This is a genomic window from Photorhabdus noenieputensis, assembly GCF_018448935.1.
In the GTDB taxonomy this organism is placed as follows: domain Bacteria; phylum Pseudomonadota; class Gammaproteobacteria; order Enterobacterales; family Enterobacteriaceae; genus Photorhabdus; species Photorhabdus noenieputensis.
In genome coordinates, this window is the sequence record NZ_RCWC01000009.1 from 116,468 (window position 1) to 136,648 (window position 20,181).

The window sequence follows — 20,181 nt, forward strand, 5'->3', positions numbered from 1 at the left end:
TAAACACCAATCTTCATCACAGATTTTAATGAATCTTGTAACAAAAAATCTTATCTTTGCTATGTTGGTACTTGTATGATGTACGGAGAATTCCCCATTTACTCGCCGTAACCAAAGATCTATTAAATAGGCGTGTAAAAAGTTTTCCCTGGTGTTGGCGCAGTATTCGCGCACCCCAACCTCGGTTGGGGTTATTTTTTTTCAGCGTCCGCCAACCATTCTCTTAAAATTTCTGTATCGTTTCTCCATTCTTGCTTTAACTCATCAACCCATTCCTGAACATTGTCCCACCATGCAGGTAAATCAGGTGATTGAATCTGCTGAGCCAGTTGCTGTAAATGACGTAATCCAACCGATCCCGCCGCACCTTTTATCTTATGTGCTTCCTCCGTAATGCCTTTTTGGTCTTTAGCTGTCATGTTCGAGTCAAGAACAGACAAGTAACCCGGCATCATCTTTTCAAACACACTCAGACTATTGCCAATCAACTGAGGCCCAACAAGCTCGATGTATTGATTTAGCATGTCTGTATCAAGTAAATCTTCATCTTTTTTCATCAATCCTGACTCCTCTTCTTCCGGCTGAATATGACGCACAGATTGTTCCCCCCAATATTGTTCAATAATGGCGGTTAATGCATTCACAGAAAGGGGCTTACTTAACACACCATTCATACCTGCATCCAGATACTCTTTTTTGTCTTTTAAGACATTTGCCGTCAGTGCAATCAGTGGGGGCAGATCTTTTTTGGCATATCGCTGACATAATTCACGGGCAATATCTAATCCAGTCATATCGGGTAGCTGAATATCCAGCAATACCAGATCGAATTCTTCTGGGTTAAACATTTCTAGCGCCTCTTTACCATTCATGGCGACTTCCACGCTGTTACCCAATTTCTCCAGTACAGAGCGAGCAACAATCACATTCAGTTCAATATCTTCTACCAATAAGATATGCAAAGCCGGAAGTGGGCAATCTTCTATATCTTCTTTGCATAAAAGACTCTCCTCCATAGCAGGCGCAATGATAGACAGTGTAAATCGAGAACCTTGTCCCGGCTCACTTTCCACCACAATATCCCCTCCCATACTTTGAGCTAAACGCTTGGATACCGCCAATCCAATACCGGTTCCCGTTGCCGGACAACCACCATGACTGCCTTTCACTTGATAATACATCGCAAAAATCTTCTCTTGCTCATCATATGGGATACCAATCCCCGTATCTGTGACTTCAAACAGCAGGCGCTCCCCCTCTTCGTACCAGATCCGAACATTAATCTCCCCTTTTTGCGTAAATTTCACCGCATTGCCAATCAAGTTCCACAGAATTTGGCGCAAGCGAGTACCATCCGTCATGATTCTGGCAGGTAGTGGCAGTTCTGGATTCATTACAAATTTAATATCTTTCGGTTGCACCAGCAGCCCAGAGAGGTTTTCTAGATCGGATATAAAACCGGTAAAATCAATTGGCTGATTATCAATCTGTACTTTACGCCGTTCAATTTTATCCATTTCAATAATATCATTGAAAATATTACCAAGCGTGATCGCACTGACATGAATCGTTTTCAGATAGTTATTTTGCTCAGACGTCAACTCAGTATCGAGCAGAATGCGGCTCAAACCAACAATGCCATTTAAAGGCGTACGAAGCTCATGGCTAATCGTTGAAATAAAAGTAGTCTTATCCCTACTGGCATTCTCCAAAGCGTCCTGATAGCGCTTACGTTCCGTTATATCGCGCCCAAAACCCATAAGCCCGTGTCTTTTTCCCACCCGATCATAAAAAGGGACTTTCCGAAGCTCAAAACAAGCTTTTCGACCATCGGGATAAACCAGCCACTGTTCATAAGTGAGTGCAACATTATGACGGAACACTTTTTCATCGGTTTTCATCACCTTGCGGGCAACTTCTTTGTCATAAACATCGTTTGGTGTCAGCCCGACAAGTTGTTTCTGGCTTTTCCCCGTCAGCAACTCCATCGCCCGGTTACAACCAGAAAACTCATTATTTTCATTACGGTAGTAGACCAAATCAGGAGAAGCATCGAGAAAAGATTTCAACAATACCGATTGTTGTTCCAACTCAATCTGCGTCTGCTCACGATGCTTCATCTCTTCTTTGAGTTTATCCAACAATATCAGATGCGCCTGTTCAGCTTTTTCCCTTACAGAGATCTCCTGATTAAGCTTGATAATGTTGTCTTTTAATTGCTGATTAAGTTCCCGATCACGCTGACGCATAACTTCCAACTTTTCAACTAACTTGGATAATCGTTGGCGGGACTCTTCAAGCTGTTCAACAACAACCGAAAGAAAATAGACAGCCCAAGGCGTAATCAACAAACCAAAAAAGATCGAGCGAACCAAATCAATACTTTGCACTCCTCCTTGAAGCAGAAAAGTGACTACCATCTGTACACCCATAGCAAGAACAACCAATGCGGATGCAAGCAGTAACGAAAAGCGCACTAACCCCAATTTCATCATTAAATCAACATAATATTGGGCCAGGCCCCTGAGCAGCTTCATTTCATAGAGACTCCCGTTAAATATGACCATTCCAGATCATACCGTAAAAGACCGGACACTTCGTTGAAGGAATAATAGAAATTGTTGACCTGGTAAAACAATAGTATTATTTAATAGTTTTAGTTATGACTTCCCAAATATTATTCTGGCTTTTTACCTCTGCCGGTCTTTTCGCACAATCCAAACATGAATAAATAATCAAATACATTGATAAGATAAGCATAAAATTCTTTTTTACTCCTCTAATACCCCCAAAAAGATAAAACTTTATTCTTATAAAGAAACAAAAATACACATTAATTCTCAGAAGTTTACATTAGAAAGATTTTAAATCTAATAAATAAACATTTAACAGCATATATAAAACAGATATTACACTAATATTAGTGATATAAATCACATTAAAATCCTAACATGATCTATATCACACAACATCCAATATTAATTTTTAACTTATAAATCATAATATTAACTTTACTTATCACCTATCCCTATCTTATCCCGGTGATATTTGACCTGATTTATATTTCTAGTTAACTTGGAAAGTCACTGGAAATCATCTGTCAGATTCTCATCTGCACCATAATTATGCAGTGGCACAATATCATTTAAGTCACCACCTGTTTATCACAAATAAACAAGTGGTGGTTGATTGAGGGCGCAATTCAGACGCCAGTAAAAATATTAATCTCACAAATGTCTGTGAGTTTCTGTGAGAGTCGGACAGAACCTCGGGAGGTTCATATGCTATATAACAAATCTCAAGAAAAGGATAACTGTGGCTTTGGATTGATAGCCCATATTGAAGGGGAGCCAAGCCACAAAGTAGTACGTACTGCTATCCATGCCTTAGCAAGAATGCAACATCGTGGAGCAATCCTGGCAGATGGCAAAACCGGTGATGGTTGTGGTTTATTGTTGCAAAAACCTGACCGTTTTTTTCGGATGGTTGCACAGGAGCAAGAGTGGCATTTAGCCCGTAATTACGCCGTCGGAATGCTATTTCTCAGCCAAAATCCTCAGATTGCACAAAACTGCCGGGAAATCGTCGAACAAGAGCTACAAAATGAAACTCTGTCAGTCGTTGGCTGGCGTGAAGTCCCCATAAACAGTGATATTCTGGGCGAAATAGCCCTTTCAAGCCTCCCCCGTATCGAACAGATTTTTGTTAATGCTCCAGCAGGTTGGCGTGCACGTGATTTAGAACGCCGTTTGTTCGTTGCTCGCCGCCGCATAGAAAAACGCATTAACGACAACGATTTTTATGTTTGCAGTTTGTCCAATCTGGTGACTATCTATAAAGGGCTGTGCATGGCGGCAGATTTGCCCCGTTTCTATCCCGATCTGGCTGATTTACGCTTGGAATCGGCAATTTGCCTATTCCACCAGCGCTTCTCAACCAATACTGTCCCACGCTGGCCATTGGCACAACCTTTCCGTTATCTTGCCCATAACGGTGAAATAAACACCATCACCGGTAACCGCCAGTGGGCACGAGCAAGAGCCTATAAGTTCAAAACACCGCTTATTCCCGATCTGCAAACGGCAGCCCCTTTTGTCAATGAAACCGGGTCAGATTCCAGCTCGCTGGATAACATGCTGGAGCTGTTTCTCAACGGCGGAATGGATTTAATCCGTGCTATGCGATTGCTGGTTCCTCCCGCATGGCAAAACAATCCTGATATGGATGAAGATCTGCGGGCTTTTTTTGATTTCAACTCCATGCACATGGAGCCGTGGGATGGTCCCGCGGGTATCGTTATGTCAGATGGACGCTACGCTGCCTGTAATCTGGATCGTAATGGCTTGCGCCCGGCTCGCTATGTTATCACCAAAGATAAGCTGATCACCTGTGCTTCCGAAGTCGGCATCTGGGATTATCAACCGGACGAAGTAGTGGAAAAAGGGCGCGTTGGTCCCGGTGAACTTATCGTGATTGATACCCGTCAAGGCCGCATCCTTCATGCGGAAGAAACAGACAATGACTTGAAAAGCCGCCATCCCTATAAAGAATGGATGGATAAAAACGTCAAGCGCCTGACCCCATTTGAAGAATTACTGGAAGATCAAGCTGGTCACCGTGATCTGAACGATCAATCCTTAGCGGTCTATCACAAACAATTTGCCTACAGCAACGAAGAGCTAGATCAAATCATCCGTGTCTTGGGAGAAAATGGTCAGGAAGCAACCGGCTCAATGGGGGATGATACACCGTTTGCCGTCCTTTCCAGCCGTCCACGGATTATTTATGACTATTTCCGTCAGCAATTCGCTCAAGTCACTAATCCGCCAATCGACCCACTACGCGAAGCTCATGTTATGTCTCTCACCACCTGCATTGGGCGGGAGATGAACGTATTTTGTGAAGCAGAGGGGCAGGCACACCGATTAAGTTTTAAATCCCCTATTCTGCTCTACTCTGATTTTCATCAGTTAATAACGCAGCAAAGCCCACATTATCGCGCGGAACGATTAGATCTAACTTTCAACCCACAAGAAACCAATTTGCAAAATGCCCTGTTTGCATTGTGTGACCAAGCTGAACAACTCGCCAGAGATGGTGCGGTATTGTTGGTATTATCTGACCGCAACATTACGCCGGAGAAGTTACCTATACCTGCGCCTATGGCGGTTGGCGCTATTCAACACCGTTTGGTAGAAAAAAACCTACGCTGTGATACCAACCTGATAATAGAAACAGCAAGTGCCCGTGATCCACACCATTTCACTGTACTACTGGGATTTGGTGCAACAGCGATCTATCCCTACCTGGCTTATGAATCACTGGCCAAAATGGTCGATAATGGCACAATTAACAAACCTTATGCTGATGTCATGCTCAACTACCGCAATGGTATCAATAAAGGGTTATATAAAATCATGTCGAAAATGGGCATCTCGACTATCGCCTCCTATCGCTGCTCTAAACTATTTGAAGCTGTTGGCTTACATTCCGAATTAACTGAATTTTGCTTCAATGGCGTCGTCAGCCGAATTGGCGGTGCTAATTTCAGCGATTTTGAGCAAGATCTGCGAAACTTATCCAAACGTGCCTGGCTTGCTCGTCAACCACTGGATCAGGGCGGATTGCTGAAATATGTTCATAACGGCGAATACCACGCTTATAACCCGGATGTTGTCAGCACCTTACAGGCTGCGGTTCATAGTGGTGAATATAACGATTACTTAAAATATTCTCGTCTGGTTAATCAACGCCCAATTACCACCATCCGTGATTTACTGGCGATAAAAACAGAAGCTGAACCCCAGCCTATTGAAGAAGTGGAACCTGCCGAAGAGCTGTTTAAACGCTTTGATACCGCAGCGATGTCGATTGGAGCATTAAGCCCCGAAGCACACGAAGCTCTGGCGGAAGCTATGAATACGCTAGGTGGTTTTTCCAACTCCGGCGAAGGTGGAGAAGATCCCGCCCGTTATGGCACAAACAAAGTTTCCCGTATCAAACAAGTTGCTTCCGGTCGATTCGGCGTAACGCCTGCTTATCTGGTCAACGCTGATGTGATTCAGATTAAAGTCGCGCAAGGCGCTAAACCCGGAGAAGGCGGGCAATTACCGGGTGATAAGGTCACACCGTATATTGCAAAACTGCGTTATTCCGTCCCCGGTGTAACACTTATTTCGCCACCACCGCATCACGATATTTACTCTATTGAAGATTTGGCTCAGTTGATTTTCGATCTAAAACAGATCAACCCTAATGCGCTGATCTCAGTAAAACTGGTTTCAGAACCCGGCGTTGGCACTGTCGCCACCGGCGTTGCCAAAGCTTATGCCGATTTAATTACTATCGCAGGTTATGATGGCGGTACCGGTGCCAGCCCATTGTCATCGGTGAAGTATGCCGGGTGCCCGTGGGAATTGGGGCTGGTGGAAACCCAACAAGCGCTAGTTGCTAATGGATTACGCCATAAGATCCGCTTACAAGTTGATGGCGGGTTGAAAACCGGCGTAGATATTATTAAAGCGGCCATTCTTGGCGCTGAAAGTTTCGGCTTCGGTACTGGGCCGATGGTTGCCCTTGGATGCAAATATCTGCGTATTTGCCATCTCAATAATTGTGCAACCGGGGTTGCCACTCAGGATGAGAAATTACGTCGCGACCACTACCACGGATTACCTGAGCGGGTAATGAATTATTTCCGCTTTATCGCCCGTGAAACCAGAGAGATTATGGCTGCATTGGGTGTCAAAAAGCTAACTGATTTAATAGGCCGAACTGACCTGCTTGAAGTACTGGAAGGTATTTCAGCAAAACAGAGCAAACTAAATCTTGATCCGCTCTTGGCAACCGCAGAACCCCATCAGGGCAAAACATTATATTGCACCGAAAACAATCCACCATTCGATAATGGGGCCCTGAATAAAAACTTACTGGCTCAAGCCGCTAGCTATATTGAGAACCAACAAAGTAAAACTTTCTACTTCGATATCCGTAATACCGATCGTTCAGTGGGCGCTTCCCTTTCCGGTTTTATCGCTGCTCGATATGGTAATCAGGGAGTCGCCACAGCGCCAATAAAAATTCATTTCAATGGTACTGCCGGTCAAAGTTTTGGTGTCTGGAATGCCGGCGGTCTGGAGCTGACACTTATCGGTGATGCCAATGATTATGTCGGTAAAGGTATGGCTGGCGGCCGCATTGTCATACACCCGCCGGTGGGTTCTGCCTTCAAAAGCCATCAGGCGACCATCATCGGCAACACATGTCTCTACGGCGCAACCGGAGGCAAACTGTTTGCTGCCGGGCGAGCAGGAGAACGCTTCGCCGTTCGTAATTCAGGGGCGATTACGGTTGTAGAAGGTATCGGAGATAATGGCTGTGAATATATGACAGGAGGTATCGTCTGTATTCTCGGACGCACCGGAATAAATTTTGGTGCCGGAATGACTGGAGGCTTTGCTTATGTCTTGGATGAAAATGATGATTTCCGCAAACGGGTTAACCCAGAGTTAGTCGAAGTACTGGCAGTAGCTACCTTAGCTATCCACGAAGAACACTTGAGAGGACTTATCACTGAGCACGTCCTCCTGACCGGCTCCCAGCGCGGTGAAGATATTCTTGCTAACTGGCAACAGTGGCTGAGCAAATTCGCGCTTGTGAAACCCAAATCCAGTGATGTGAAAGCCCTACTGGGACATCGCAGTCGTTCTTCCGCAGAATTGCGAATTCAAGCGCAATAAGGAGCCAAGATGAGCCAGAATGTATATCAGTTTATCGACTTACAACGCGTCGATCCGCCTAAAAAGCCGCTGAAAATCCGCAAAATAGAATTTGTGGAAATCTATGAGCCATTTTCAGCAATTCAGGCACAGACACAGGCCGATCGCTGCCTCTCTTGCGGTAACCCTTATTGCGAATGGAAATGTCCCGTTCATAACTACATTCCCAACTGGCTTAAACTTGCCAATGAAGGACGTATTATGGAAGCGGCTGATTTATCCCATCAAACAAACAGCCTGCCGGAAGTTTGTGGCCGTGTTTGCCCACAGGATCGCCTCTGTGAAGGCGCTTGTACTCTGAATGATGAGTTCGGTGCCGTAACCATTGGTAATATTGAGCGCTACATCAATGATAAAGCGATTGCTATGGGCTGGAAGCCCGATATGTCACAAGTTCAGCCCACGGGCAAACAGGTTGCGATTATTGGTGCAGGCCCTGCGGGACTAGCTTGTGCTGATGTATTGACCCGTAATGGCGTACAAGCCGTTGTTTTTGATCGTCACCCGGAAATCGGTGGATTACTCACCTTTGGCATACCAGCGTTTAAACTGGAAAAAGAGGTCATGATACGCCGCCGTGAAATTTTCTCTGAGATGGGAATTGAATTCCGGCTCAATACTGAAATAGGCAAAGATATTGCCTTATCTGAACTGACTGAACAGTTTGATGCGGTATTCCTTGGTGTAGGAACCTATCAGTCAATGCGTGGAGGACTGGTAAATGAAGATGCTGATGGTGTTTATGATGCTCTGCCATTTCTGACCGCCAATACCCGGCATTTGATGGGGTATCCCGCTCTACAATCACAACCTTTCATCAATATGCAAGGTAAGCGGGTCGTGGTGCTTGGTGGCGGTGATACTGCAATGGATTGTGTCAGAACCTCGATTCGCCAAAAAGCAGCTTCGGTTACTTGTGCTTATCGTCGTGACGAAATCAACATGCCAGGCTCCCAGCGCGAAGTCAAAAATTCCAAGGAAGAAGGCGTAGAATTTCTGTTTAATCTGCAACCGGTTAGTATTGAAATCAATCATTCAGGTCAAGTTTGTGGCATAAAAATGGTACGGACTCAATTAGGTCAACCTGATGAAAATGGACGTCGCCAAGCTGAAATTATCGCAGGCTCGGAACACCTGCTTAAGGCCGATGCAGTGATCATGGCATTCGGCTTTAAACCACATACCATGAACTGGCTAAGCAATCATCAAGTAACCTTGGATAAACAAGGGCGCATTGTCGCACCAGAGTACTCAGACATTCCCTTTCAAACTAGCAATCCGCAGATATTTGCTGGTGGCGATGCTGTTCGTGGCTCAGATCTCGTTGTAACCGCAATTGCCGAGGGGCGTAAAGCCGCACAAGGCATTCTTGATTATCTAAATATCTAATCAACCAAGGGAGCTTTTCAGCTCCCGTCTCTTTCTATTATCAGTTCGATAACTTATATTAATTGAATTACCTTTACACGAAAAAGTAAGTGAATTTAATGAACATTCCACACTTATTACTGTCATACATAATATTTTGGAATATTCATTCTCATTAATATGGGTTTTAAATAAAACATTCTAATTAACCGACACAAATATCACGATGCTTATTCAACTATAAATACTGGAAATATTAATTATGCTAATTAAAAACCTAACTCTATTATCTCCAATGCTGTTTATCAGTCACACAGCTCTTGCTTTATCACAGCCCTTGACACCCGAAGATATCACTAAAGAAATTATAAACAGAGGTACCAACTCTGTAGTGGCAGAATTAGGTGAAATGGGTGCCAGGCAAGAGATTGCTCACAACATTACTACCGGTGACAGTAAATGGATAAAACTGGCTTTCAAATTAACGCAAAGCATGCACCTAGATTTTGCTAAAGAGATACGCTACGCATTATCCTTGGCATTAATTAATAATCCTGTTGAGGTCCTTGCTAACGCAGATAAAGCACACAATATATCATTGACTGATATTTGTACAATTCCGGCAGAACTGGGAACCAAAAAGAATAAAATAGAGTTTGTGGATAAGGTCAAAAAGAGCTTAGGCGCTATCACAGATAACGAAGCTAAAGACAGAGCTGAATATTGTTTCTGGGAGTTGGAAAAAGCCTACAATACAGAATTCTAATCAATGAATTTGAAAAAAATAAGGAGGCAAACCGCCCCCTCTTTTAACGCTTATTTTACTACCCGTAAAGCAGGACGCCCTCTCGTCGGCTTCGGTGGCTCATCATCAGGTGAAGTTCCACTATCATCTTCAGCATCGGGCAATGTATCCGTAACTAATACCAGATTATCTGCCGCAGATGCAGAGGTACCAGCCTTATCCTGATCTGAAGCGGATTTAAAAAGATATTCATCTTTATAAGCTGCTTCAGGCTCAAACATCATTCCCGCCCCATTTTCACGGCCATAAATCGCAATAACTGCCGCCATCGGTACATTAACCCGACGGGAAACGCCGCCAAAACGGGCATTGAAGCGTACTTCATCATTGGTTAACTCAAGATTACCAACAGCTCTCGGCGCTATATTCAGCACAATTTGCCCATCGCGAGCATATTCCATTGGTACATTAACTCCACGTAAAGTCACATCTATAACCAGATGCGGAGTCATATCATTATCGAGTAACCACTCGTAGTGAGCACGCAACAAATAAGGACGACGGGGAGACATTTGAGACAGCTCCATAAATCAGCTCCTGGATTGCAAACGCATTTCACGTTCAGCTTCGGTTAATGAAGCCAAGAATGCATCACGCTCAAAGACACGCTGCATGTAAATTTGTAAATCTTTAGTGCCAGAACTCGGTAACTCTATACCCAATACCGGTAAACGCCATAGTAAAGGAGCAAGATAACAATCAACCAAGCTGAATTCTTCGCTCATAAAGAATGGCATCTCTTTAAATATTGGTGCCACTGCTAGCAACTCTTCTGCTAATCGTTTACGGGCAGTATTGGCTTCTTGAGAATTGCCTTCCTCGATAGTATGCATCAGGGAGTACCAGTCTTTTTCGATGCGGTGCATCATCAAACGGCTAGACCCACGGGCAACCGGATATACAGGCATTAATGGCGGATGAGGAAAACGTTCATCCAGATATTCCATAATGATGCGGGAATCATATAGCGTCAGCTCACGATCAACCAAAGTCGGAACTGTCTGATAAGGGTTCAGATCGATAAGGTCCTGTGGCAGGTTACCTGCCTCAACCTGTTCAACTTCAACACTGACACCTTTTTCCGCCAATACAATTCGCACTTGATGGCTAAAAATGTCGGCCGGGCCTGAAAACAGAGTCATTACCGAACGTTTGTTGGCAGCGACAGCCATGAAAACCTCCAAGTTTATCTAAAAAAAGAATGAATAGCCCCACATGACCACGACTATTCTTACTCATTCATTCTCACCCCTTATGTTTCTGCGCCGCAACGGTGAATACGGAATGCGCCACTCAACACAATTTACCGTTCCAAACAATTTACCGTTTCAAACAATTTACTGTTTCAACGCAATTATTACCGTTTCAACACAGTTACTATCGTTCAGATAGTCGGCAGACAAATGGATGAGGCAAAAATTGGCACTAGTTTACCAGATTTTGTACATTTTGGGGGAAGTGTATGGATAATTAAGTAAAAAACCCGCCGCAAAGGCGGGTTTGCACATTAAATAATTGCCATAAAGACAAAAAATTAACGCTTGGAGAACTGTGGACGACGACGTGCTTTACGCAGACCAACTTTCTTACGTTCAACTTCACGAGCATCGCGGGTAACGAAGCCAGCTTTACGAAGATCAGAACGCAGAGTTTCGTCATACGCCATCAGTGCGCGGGTGATACCGTGACGGATTGCACCTGCTTGACCAGAAATACCACCACCTTTAACGGTGATGTACAGATCCAGTTTACCCAACATATCAACCAACTCCAGCGGCTGACGAACAACCATGCGCGCTGTTTCACGGCCAAAGTAAACTTCAAGGCTGCGTTTGTTGATGACGATATTACCGCTACCTGGCTTAATAAAGACACGTGCGGAAGAGCTTTTGCGGCGACCAGTGCCGTAGTATTGATTTTCAGCCATTGCCTATAATCCCGATTAAATGTCCAGAACTTGCGGTTGCTGTGCCGCATGGTTGTGCTCGCTACCTGCATAAACTTTCAGTTTACGGTACATTGCACGGCCCAGTGGCCCTTTTGGCAGCATGCCTTTAACCGCGATTTCAATTACACGCTCAGGACGGCGAGCAATCATCTCTTCAAAGGTCGCTTGCTTGATACCACCGATATGACCGGTGTGGTGATAATAGATTTTATCAGAACGCTTGTTGCCGGTGACTGCAACTTTTTCTGCATTAACGATGATGATGTAATCACCGGTATCAACATGCGGAGTGTATTCCGCTTTATGCTTGCCGCGCAGACGACGAGCCACTTCAGTTGCAAGACGGCCTAAAGTTTTGCCATCTGCGTCAACAACATACCAGTCGCGTTTTACGGTTTCTGGTTTAGCTGTAAAAGTTTTCATTAAAGCTTACCCAATAATAAGTTACACGTTGGTGAACACTCACGGTTCAGAAACTTGCCGAGGTTCACACGACTCTTGTCCAGCAAACCTACCCCTTCGAATAGCCTATGCCGGCACCATTGCAAGTTTTTGGGAAAAAAAACATTGCTGTAACGTGGGGTCGCAAGATTATAGAGAAGTCAAAAATAAAAATCGACCCCAATTTGAATATTTAAAATCAGTTTTAAATCTGAAATATACGGGTAAACACAAAATTAAGGTAAATGAGGTAATTTCAGATACTCTTCGCTTTGCATCTCTTGCAAACGAGATAAGCACCGCTGATATTCAAAAGTCAACAGCACCCCTTGATAAATTTGCTCCATCGGCACCGCCGCATTAATGATCAGTTTGACCCGGCGTTCGTAAAACTCATCAACCAGTGCCAGGAAACGACGAGCGGCATTTTCATTACCCGGCATTATTGCTGGAACCTGATATAACAAAACCGTGTGATAAAGTTTTGATAAAACAATGTAATCCATCTGACTACGCGCATCTTCACACAAAACTTTAAATCCAATTGCCAATACACCATCAGCATTACGAATCGCAGGCATCTGCCGATGGTTAATTTCCAACACCGAAGCTTGTTCACTGCGGTTACCGGCCAAAAGAATAAACATCCGATCCATCGCTCGTTCATTATCTTCATTCAGCGGCGCGAAATAGAGATGAGCCTGTGTCAATGTGCGCAACCGATAGTCAATCCCCGAATCCACATTCATAACGTTACAATATTTTTTGATCTGCTCAATAGCAGGCAAAAAGCGAGCTCGCTGTAAACCATTGCGATAGAGTTCATCTGGAGGGATATTAGACGTTGCAATCAAGGTAATCCCCCTGACAAACAGCGCCTCCAACAATGTACCGAGAATCATAGCATCGGTAATATCGGAGACGAAAAACTCATCAAAGCAAAGCACATCTGTTTCTGCTTTAAAACCATCCGCCACAATATCCAGAGGATTTTCACGCCCTTGCAATGCCTTTAACTCTTCATGCACCCGTAGCATAAAACGATGGAAATGCAAACGTAATTTTCTTTCGCTGGGTAAACTTTGGTAAAACATATCCATTAACCAAGTTTTCCCTCTACCAACACCTCCCCACATATAAAGCCCTTGAACAGGCGAACAGCTCCTTGAAGTCGGCTTTCCTAACAGTTTACTCAGACGCCCTTTCAAGCTTTGGCGTCTCACAGGATTACCGGGAGAGGCATGAATCAGGGCATGATGAATGGTATCCAATTGAGCAACGACTTGACGCTGAACCTCATCTGGTTGGTATTTACCCTCAGAAAGGGTTTTTTGATAGTATGATGAAGGGGTAATCAATGATGGCATGACAATAACAATCCTTAAAATAATCGCCCGTTTTTTATCGTTTTTATGATTCAGATTGACCTTATTACCGGATCAATTGTCTACAATAAGGTCCACAATAAGATCTATACCCTATGGATTTCAAGATGCGTCGCGGCGGCAAGGGAGTGAATCCCCGGGAGCATAGCAAACTATGTGACCGGGGTGAGCGAGCGCAGCCAACAAAGAGGCAATTTGAAAGATGACGGGTATACAAACAAATGTAAATCATGATCAATATTCCACTCTAACTAGATTAACGGTTATAGTGACGATAATTAAGTGAAACATTCTGCGGAACAACGATGTTGATGAAGGAGTAGCTATGACTTGGGAGTATGCACTGATTGGATTGGTAGTTGGTTTTGTTACCGGAGCGCTAGTTATGCGCTTTGGTAACACTAAGCTACGCCAGCAGAAAGCCTTACAAACAGAACTGGAGAATAATAAATCAGAACTGGAAGAGTACCGTAAAGAATTAGTTGGTCATTTTGCCCGCAGTGCAGAATTACTCGACAATATGGCTCGCGATTATCGTCAGTTATATCAGCATATGGCTAAAAGCTCTCATGAGCTGATGCCGAATATGCCAATACAAGACAATCCATTTAATTATCGATTGACTGAATCAGAAGCGGATAATGATCAAGCTCCGGTTAAAATGCCACCAAAAGATTATTCCGATGGTGCTTCCGGCCTGTTCCGTCCGATGAATGAAAAAGACCAGTAAAAATTTTTGCTTTTGCTGTGGCATGTTTTGTGCCACAGCATTAATTCAGATGTAAAATCTATTCTCTACCCGCAAGTTTTGTTTTTTGGTTTCTCAATCATGTAAATACCTGTAAAGAATTGTGCAAAATCTGTTTGCTCGATGAACTTTATTTAATAATCAACAGTCATAGAGTAATCATGGCTGCTTGCCGGAATTAACTTCATTGGCCTTCTGGCTTAGGTATACAAAGAGAACAAAATTAGATGAAAAGAAAACATTTATTCCTTAGTGCGTTAGCAATCAGTATCGGATTGTCTACAATTTCAGTCCCTACTATCAGTAGTGCTGCTTTACCTGCTGCTATCGCCGGTCAGACGCTACCAAGCCTCGCACCGATGCTTGAGAAAGTTCTACCAGCCGTTGTCAGCGTGCATGTTTCCGGTACGCAAGTACAACAGGAACAGAGTATACCTGAAGAATTCAGATTCTTCTTTGGTCCAAATCTACCAATGGGCCGTGAAAGTACCCGGCCATTCCAAGGGCTTGGCTCAGGTGTCATCATTGACGCCGCCAAAGGTTATATATTAACCAACAATCACGTTATTGAGAATGCAGATAAAATCCGTGTCCAATTGAATGATGGACGTGAATATGAAGCCAGATTATTAGGCCGCGATCCTCAGACGGATATCGCCTTACTGCAACTGAAAGATGCGAAGAATTTAACTGCAATTACTATGGCCGATTCTGATAAGCTCCGAGTTGGTGATTTTGCTGTTGCGGTTGGTAACCCATTCGGTCTTGGTCAAACTGCAACCTCCGGCATTATCTCTGCGTTAGGGCGTAGCGGTCTCAACCTGGAAGGGTTAGAAAATTTCATCCAAACGGATGCTTCCATTAACCGTGGCAACTCCGGTGGCGCACTGGTTAATTTGAACGGTGAATTAATCGGCATCAATACCGCTATTCTGGCTCCAGGTGGCGGTAACATCGGTATCGGCTTTGCCATCCCAAGTAATATGGCAAAAACCTTGAGTGAGCAGCTTATCGCTCATGGTGAAGTCAAGCGCGGTATTCTTGGTATTAAAGGCATGGAAATGAATTCCGATATCGCCAAGGCATTCAATATCGATGCTCAGCGCGGGGCATTTGTCAGTGAAGTATTACCAAAATCCGCAGCAGCGAAAGCAGGTATTAAATCCGGCGACATTCTTGTTTCCGTTGATGGTAAGAAGATTAGTAGCTTTGCTGAGCTGAAAGCCAAAATCGGCACAACGATACCAGGTAAAGAAATTAAAATTGGCTTATTGCGTAAAGGTCAGCCAATGGAGGTTTCGGTTACGCTAGAAAACAGTGAAGGTCAAACAACCAAAGCCGGAAATCTGACTCTTGCCCTGCAAGGTGCAACCCTGAGCAATGGTGAAGTGAAAGGAACTTACGGTGTGAAAATCGATAGTGTTGCTCAAAATTCACCGGCGGCGTTATCTGGCTTACAGAAAAATGACCTGATTGTTGGGATCAATAATGAACGGATACAGAATATTAATGAACTGCGCAAAGTTATTGATTCTAAACCGCCAGTCATAGCGCTGAATATTCTTCGCGGTGAAGAGAGTATCTATCTGTTACTGAGAAATTAATACTTTTAGTAAAAATCAATCCAATACCATTTAAGGCACAGCGCAATGCTGTGTCTTAAAATCGCTGATATCCCTCGCGCGGGTGGTCTTGTAAATAGTTTTTCTGGAGGATTCATATGAGATTAAAAGCGGTAATAACCGCGCTGTACGTTTACCTCGCGACCTCGATTTCGAGGGAGTGAACGAATTGGAAATTATTCGTGAAGGCGATATCATTATTCTGCGACCGATTAAACCCAGTTGGAATTCCTTTTTACAACAAGAAAAAACTGACTCTGGCTTTTTAATCGAACGACTGGATATTGTGGAAGAAGGACGCGTTAAGTTATAAAAAAATATAAGCCATTGTTTTAACCTCTGATTTTAATCGGCATCAGGTTTTAGCTGTTGTTTTTACTCCTTTTAATACCTGATTTTTATTAAGTACCGATAAAACAAAGAGTGATGACCGATAGAAATCTCTTAGGATTGAGAATAAACAACATCAGCAAAGATAAAAGCGGGTATAATTAACGTTGGTCAAATGTAAAATATGATATGCCATGATGATTAAAAGATACCCCATTAATATTTTTTCGGATAATCAACTCCTTGTTTAGAAGTTAAACCCTACCACATTAACCGTTCTATCCCTCTTATAATTGGGTTATTTTTATAACCTGATTAGTAAAATAACGGTTAGAAAACACTTTAACATCAACATCCCGAGTAATATTCTTTTTCCTGCTGATTGCTTTTCAACTTTCTGTTAATAGCTAATGGACTTTTATTAAAAACAGTTAACTGTCTTTATAAAAAGCGTATCTATTGAGTTAAATCCGACTTTTCCTTTTATATAAAATCTCTAACTCTGTATTCTTGTTTTTAAACAATCACTTAAGGAATAGACCACCTTTATTCACTCTGTATTAAGACAATTAACTTAATACGATTAATCCTGTTAAATGTTTTTACTCTTATTATTAGATTAATACTGTCATTTGGTTAATCAATTTAAGACCGCTTTTCCCTGATGTTTTCTCTTCCAATATTAGTATAGCATCGAATTTTTACCCATTTTTAAAAAATCCTAATCACTTATTTTCACCTTTAATGATTAAAGTTTTTACCTATTTTTTCATAATACGCTTACTATTTTTTTCAGACTTTAAAACCACACTGACAGACCATAAACGGATCTTTTAACTACTGTTTTATCATATGCGGAAAAGCGTATCTCATCTTACCTGAATGAGTGAAAATCTCTGTCACTCCTTGCTTTCAAATCACATGAAAAAAGAAAACCCACATGATTTAACCTGGGTGAATCTGAACGTTACGAAGTAAATAAAAAGCGCTAAAACGAAAAGTTAAAGACAGTAAAAACAGCATTAAAATCCCTCCGGTTTTAGCAAAATGTGATAAAAAAGAGTTTAATACCCATACAAACCATCAATACAAATTTTTTCGTTTTATTATTAATGAAAACTCAATAGTGATAATCGAAGCGCTAAAAGTCAGCAATCTGAGATACAGCATAATGCGGTGTCTGTTAATTTCTATGTTATCCTGCCATGACTCATTAACTCACACTGAATAATACCCATGATTGCCAAGTTGCTGCGCTCTGCTTTTTTAGGATTACTCATAGCTGTAATTTTACTGATTACCATTCCATCACTGCGCCCTAGCGGGCTGACATCTGTAATTACCAGTAACAGCAATGACGAAGTTCCATTCAGCTTTAATAAAGGTGTCCGTAGAGCAGCACCCGCCGTGGTTAACGTCTACAGCAGCAACATGGGGAGTTTTTCTCATCAAGGCCGGGAAAACCATACCCTTGGCTCTGGCGTCATCATGAGTGATAAGGGCTACATTCTTACCAATAAACACGTCATTAATAATGCAGGACAAATTATTGTTGCTCTGCAAGACGGTCATTTTTATGAAGCTCTGGTCATAGGTTCTGATAGCTTAACGGATCTTGCTGTTCTGAAAATTGACGCCGAGAACCTGCCTGTCATAACGATTAATCCAAATAGAGTCGCACATGTGGGAGATATCGTTTTAGCCATTGGTAACCCTTACAACTTGGGACAAACCATTACTCAAGGGATTATTAGCGCTACCGGTCGCGTTGGATTAAGCCCTACCCGCCGTCAAAACTTCCTCCAGACCGATGCTTCCATTAATCAGGGTAACTCTGGCGGAGCTTTGATTAATACCCTTGGCGAGCTAGTAGGTATCAATACATTATCATTCGATAAAAGTGAAAATGGTGAAACGCCAGAAGGGTTGGGGTTTGCTATTCCGACTGAGCTCGCCACTAAGATTATGCAGAAACTTATCCGTGACGGACGGGTTATCCGAGGTTTTATCGGCATAACGTCACAAGAGCTGCCACATATTCGCTCTTCTAACGGCAATATTAACCAGCTTCAAGGGCTACGAGTATTTCAGGTAACTACAAACGGGCCTGCGCAAAAAGCCGGTATTAAAGTGGGTGATATCATTACCAGTGTCAATAACAAACCCGCCATTTCCGCGGTTGAAACAATGGATCAAGTCGCTGAAATACGCCCCGGCAGCGTGGTTCCTGTCACTTTATTGCGCAATGGGAAAATATTATCGCTGCAAGTGACCATTGAAGAATTTGATGAATATTAATTAACCTGAACTTCACTTAAATCGGATTTTTGGTGAACGCAACTGGTTAAAAAATTTGGGATTTATGTCACATTTATTAAGTTAATCAAATGTTCATCACTCAAACAGGCGGGACAACAGGAATTTTTTATTATATGTTCCTGAGTGGATATTAAACACATAAAACGACTGATTAGCTATCTTCACGATACTCTTAAGCCGTAATCGAATATTCCCGACGTTGCCTGTTCATACAGGTTATCAATAAGACTATCAGCCACAGACTGCTGGTGCCTTTATAGCTTTATAGATAGTTCTGACGAAACTTGCCCGAGGCTCTTTAACCCTTGGGGAGCTTATGAGCTGCTCTCCTGGCCTGATAATGCGTTCAGTTAACATCTCATCTTGTTGTTAGCTGACCACACCAGGTGAATTCACTGGAACATGACAACCTGTTTTAATCAACAACGGAATAAAACATGAAAAACACACCCTATCAGATGAATGAAGGCTCACTGGTTATCCCGGACAACTGGCGGGATGAATCCATGCATGTCTTCGTGCTGCCGGACGACAGCGGCATTAATCTGGTGGTCAGCCGCACCCCGGTTCCCGCCGGCATGGATAACCACGCTTACTATGAACAGACCCTGGAACAGTTTTGCACCCATCTGCCCGGGTACCAGGAGCATCAGCGCAGCGAAATCACCCTCAGCCAGCAACCCGCCCGCCGGCTGGATTACCAGTGGACAAGCCCGGAAGGCGACATGTACCAGACTGTGATACTGCAAATCCGGGGCCCGCGGCTGCTGACCTTCAACCTGACCTCCCCCGCGCCTTTTGAAGACGGCCAGCGTGATACCCTGCTGGCGGTTGTCCACAGTTTTCAGGCGGCCTGATGACCTGACAGGAGGAACACCATGTCACTTGGTGATGAAATCGTCACCCGGATAGCGCGGGTGGGGGCGCAGCACGCGGTGCACGTCTCCCCGCCACAGGGCTCTCCCGGTCCGGCCGCCGCCCGTGAGGGCGACCCGATTAAACATGCCAGCTTCCTGGGGGCGCTGGCAGGTGCCATTACCGGCGCACTGATAGGCGCGGCGGTCTTTGCCGCGGCGTCGGCACTGGTGGGGCTGACTATCCTTACCGGCGGGCTGGCCACCGTCGCGGTCATTGCTCTGGGAACCGCGGCCACCTTTGCCCTGGGTGATGTCATCAGCGCCGCCAGCTCGGCCGTCACGAACATGGTGGACAGCATCGGCCCGCCGAGCGGCAGCCTGACGAGTGGCTCGCCCAATGTCTTTATCGAAGGCAAACCGGCGGCCAGAGCCACCACCGATATCGCCGTTTGCAGTAAACACCCGGCACCGCCCCTGATTGCCCAGGGCAGTGAAACCGTGTTTATCAACGGCTCGCCGGCGGCCCGGGTGGATGACAAACTGGCGTGTGGGGCCACCATTAAATCCGGGGCCAAAACGG

The 20,181-nt window shown here is 43.9% G+C and carries 15 protein-coding genes; 9 read left to right on the forward strand and 6 right to left on the reverse strand.

Annotated features, from left to right (window positions below; translation table 11 throughout):
* Positions 1–191 precede the first annotated feature (191 nt).
* On the reverse strand, positions 192–2,537 hold the full coding sequence (gene arcB / locus EAE91_RS09125; protein WP_214088211.1) for an aerobic respiration two-component sensor histidine kinase ArcB: 2,346 nt from the start codon (positions 2,535–2,537) through the stop codon (positions 192–194).
* A gap of 744 nt (positions 2,538–3,281) precedes the next feature.
* Here arcB and gltB point away from each other — a divergent pair.
* From gltB to EAE91_RS09140, 3 genes are all read left to right on the forward strand, one after another.
* Positions 3,282–7,739, forward strand: a complete 4,458-nt coding sequence (gltB, locus tag EAE91_RS09130) for a glutamate synthase large subunit (protein ID WP_214088212.1) — start codon at positions 3,282–3,284, stop codon at positions 7,737–7,739.
* A gap of 9 nt (positions 7,740–7,748) precedes the next feature.
* Positions 7,749–9,167 carry a glutamate synthase small subunit gene (locus EAE91_RS09135; protein ID WP_214088213.1) on the forward strand — a complete coding sequence of 473 codons (1,419 nt, stop codon included), beginning with the start codon at positions 7,749–7,751 and terminating at the stop codon, positions 9,165–9,167.
* Between the two features lie 241 nt (positions 9,168–9,408).
* A complete protein-coding gene (locus EAE91_RS09140) occupies positions 9,409–9,912 on the forward strand; it encodes a hypothetical protein (protein ID WP_244868746.1) in 504 nt (167 codons plus the stop codon).
* 50 nt (positions 9,913–9,962) lie between these two features.
* Here EAE91_RS09140 and sspB read toward each other — a convergent pair whose 3' ends face one another.
* The 5 genes from sspB to zapE form a co-directional block, all read right to left on the reverse strand.
* Positions 9,963–10,478: a ClpXP protease specificity-enhancing factor gene (gene sspB / locus EAE91_RS09145; RefSeq protein ID WP_214088214.1), complete on the reverse strand. Its 516-nt coding sequence runs from the start codon at positions 10,476–10,478 to the stop codon at positions 9,963–9,965.
* A gap of 3 nt (positions 10,479–10,481) precedes the next feature.
* Positions 10,482–11,123, reverse strand: coding sequence for a stringent starvation protein SspA (gene sspA / locus EAE91_RS09150; RefSeq protein WP_058589205.1), 642 nt, complete (start codon positions 11,121–11,123; stop codon positions 10,482–10,484).
* 362 nt (positions 11,124–11,485) lie between these two features.
* Positions 11,486–11,878 carry a 30S ribosomal protein S9 gene (rpsI, locus tag EAE91_RS09155; protein ID WP_011148146.1) on the reverse strand — a complete coding sequence of 131 codons (393 nt, stop codon included), beginning with the start codon at positions 11,876–11,878 and terminating at the stop codon, positions 11,486–11,488.
* Positions 11,879–11,893: 15 nt separating this feature from the next.
* Complete coding sequence (rplM, locus tag EAE91_RS09160; RefSeq protein WP_011148147.1) at positions 11,894–12,322, reverse strand: 50S ribosomal protein L13; 429 nt, start codon at positions 12,320–12,322, stop codon at positions 11,894–11,896.
* A gap of 254 nt (positions 12,323–12,576) precedes the next feature.
* The gene (gene zapE / locus EAE91_RS09165; protein WP_214088215.1) at positions 12,577–13,707 is read right to left on the reverse strand and encodes a cell division protein ZapE; all 1,131 of its coding nucleotides are present in this window, start codon (positions 13,705–13,707) and stop codon (positions 12,577–12,579) included.
* A gap of 343 nt (positions 13,708–14,050) precedes the next feature.
* On the opposite strand from zapE, the gene zapG reads away from it, so the two are divergent.
* The 6 genes from zapG to EAE91_RS09195 all read left to right on the forward strand — a co-directional run.
* Positions 14,051–14,455, forward strand: a complete 405-nt coding sequence (gene zapG, locus EAE91_RS09170; protein WP_214088216.1) for a Z-ring associated protein ZapG — start codon at positions 14,051–14,053, stop codon at positions 14,453–14,455.
* A 245-nt stretch (positions 14,456–14,700) separates the two neighbouring features.
* On the forward strand, positions 14,701–16,077 hold the full coding sequence (gene degQ, locus EAE91_RS09175; RefSeq protein WP_214088217.1) for a serine endoprotease DegQ: 1,377 nt from the start codon (positions 14,701–14,703) through the stop codon (positions 16,075–16,077).
* Positions 16,078–16,180: 103 nt separating this feature from the next.
* A complete protein-coding gene (gene vapB, locus EAE91_RS09180) occupies positions 16,181–16,408 on the forward strand; it encodes a type II toxin-antitoxin system VapB family antitoxin (RefSeq protein WP_214088230.1) in 228 nt (75 codons plus the stop codon).
* 1,253 nt (positions 16,409–17,661) lie between these two features.
* Entirely contained in the window at positions 17,662–18,723 is a 1,062-nt protein-coding gene (degS, locus tag EAE91_RS09185) for an outer membrane-stress sensor serine endopeptidase DegS (protein ID WP_214088218.1), read from the forward strand.
* Between the two features lie 458 nt (positions 18,724–19,181).
* Positions 19,182–19,601 (forward strand): DUF1795 domain-containing protein, encoded by a 420-nt coding sequence (locus EAE91_RS09190; protein ID WP_214088219.1) that lies wholly within the window; start codon positions 19,182–19,184, stop codon positions 19,599–19,601.
* 21 nt (positions 19,602–19,622) lie between these two features.
* On the forward strand, positions 19,623–20,181 hold a 559-nt coding region (locus EAE91_RS09195; protein WP_214088220.1), incomplete at its 3' end, for a PAAR domain-containing protein.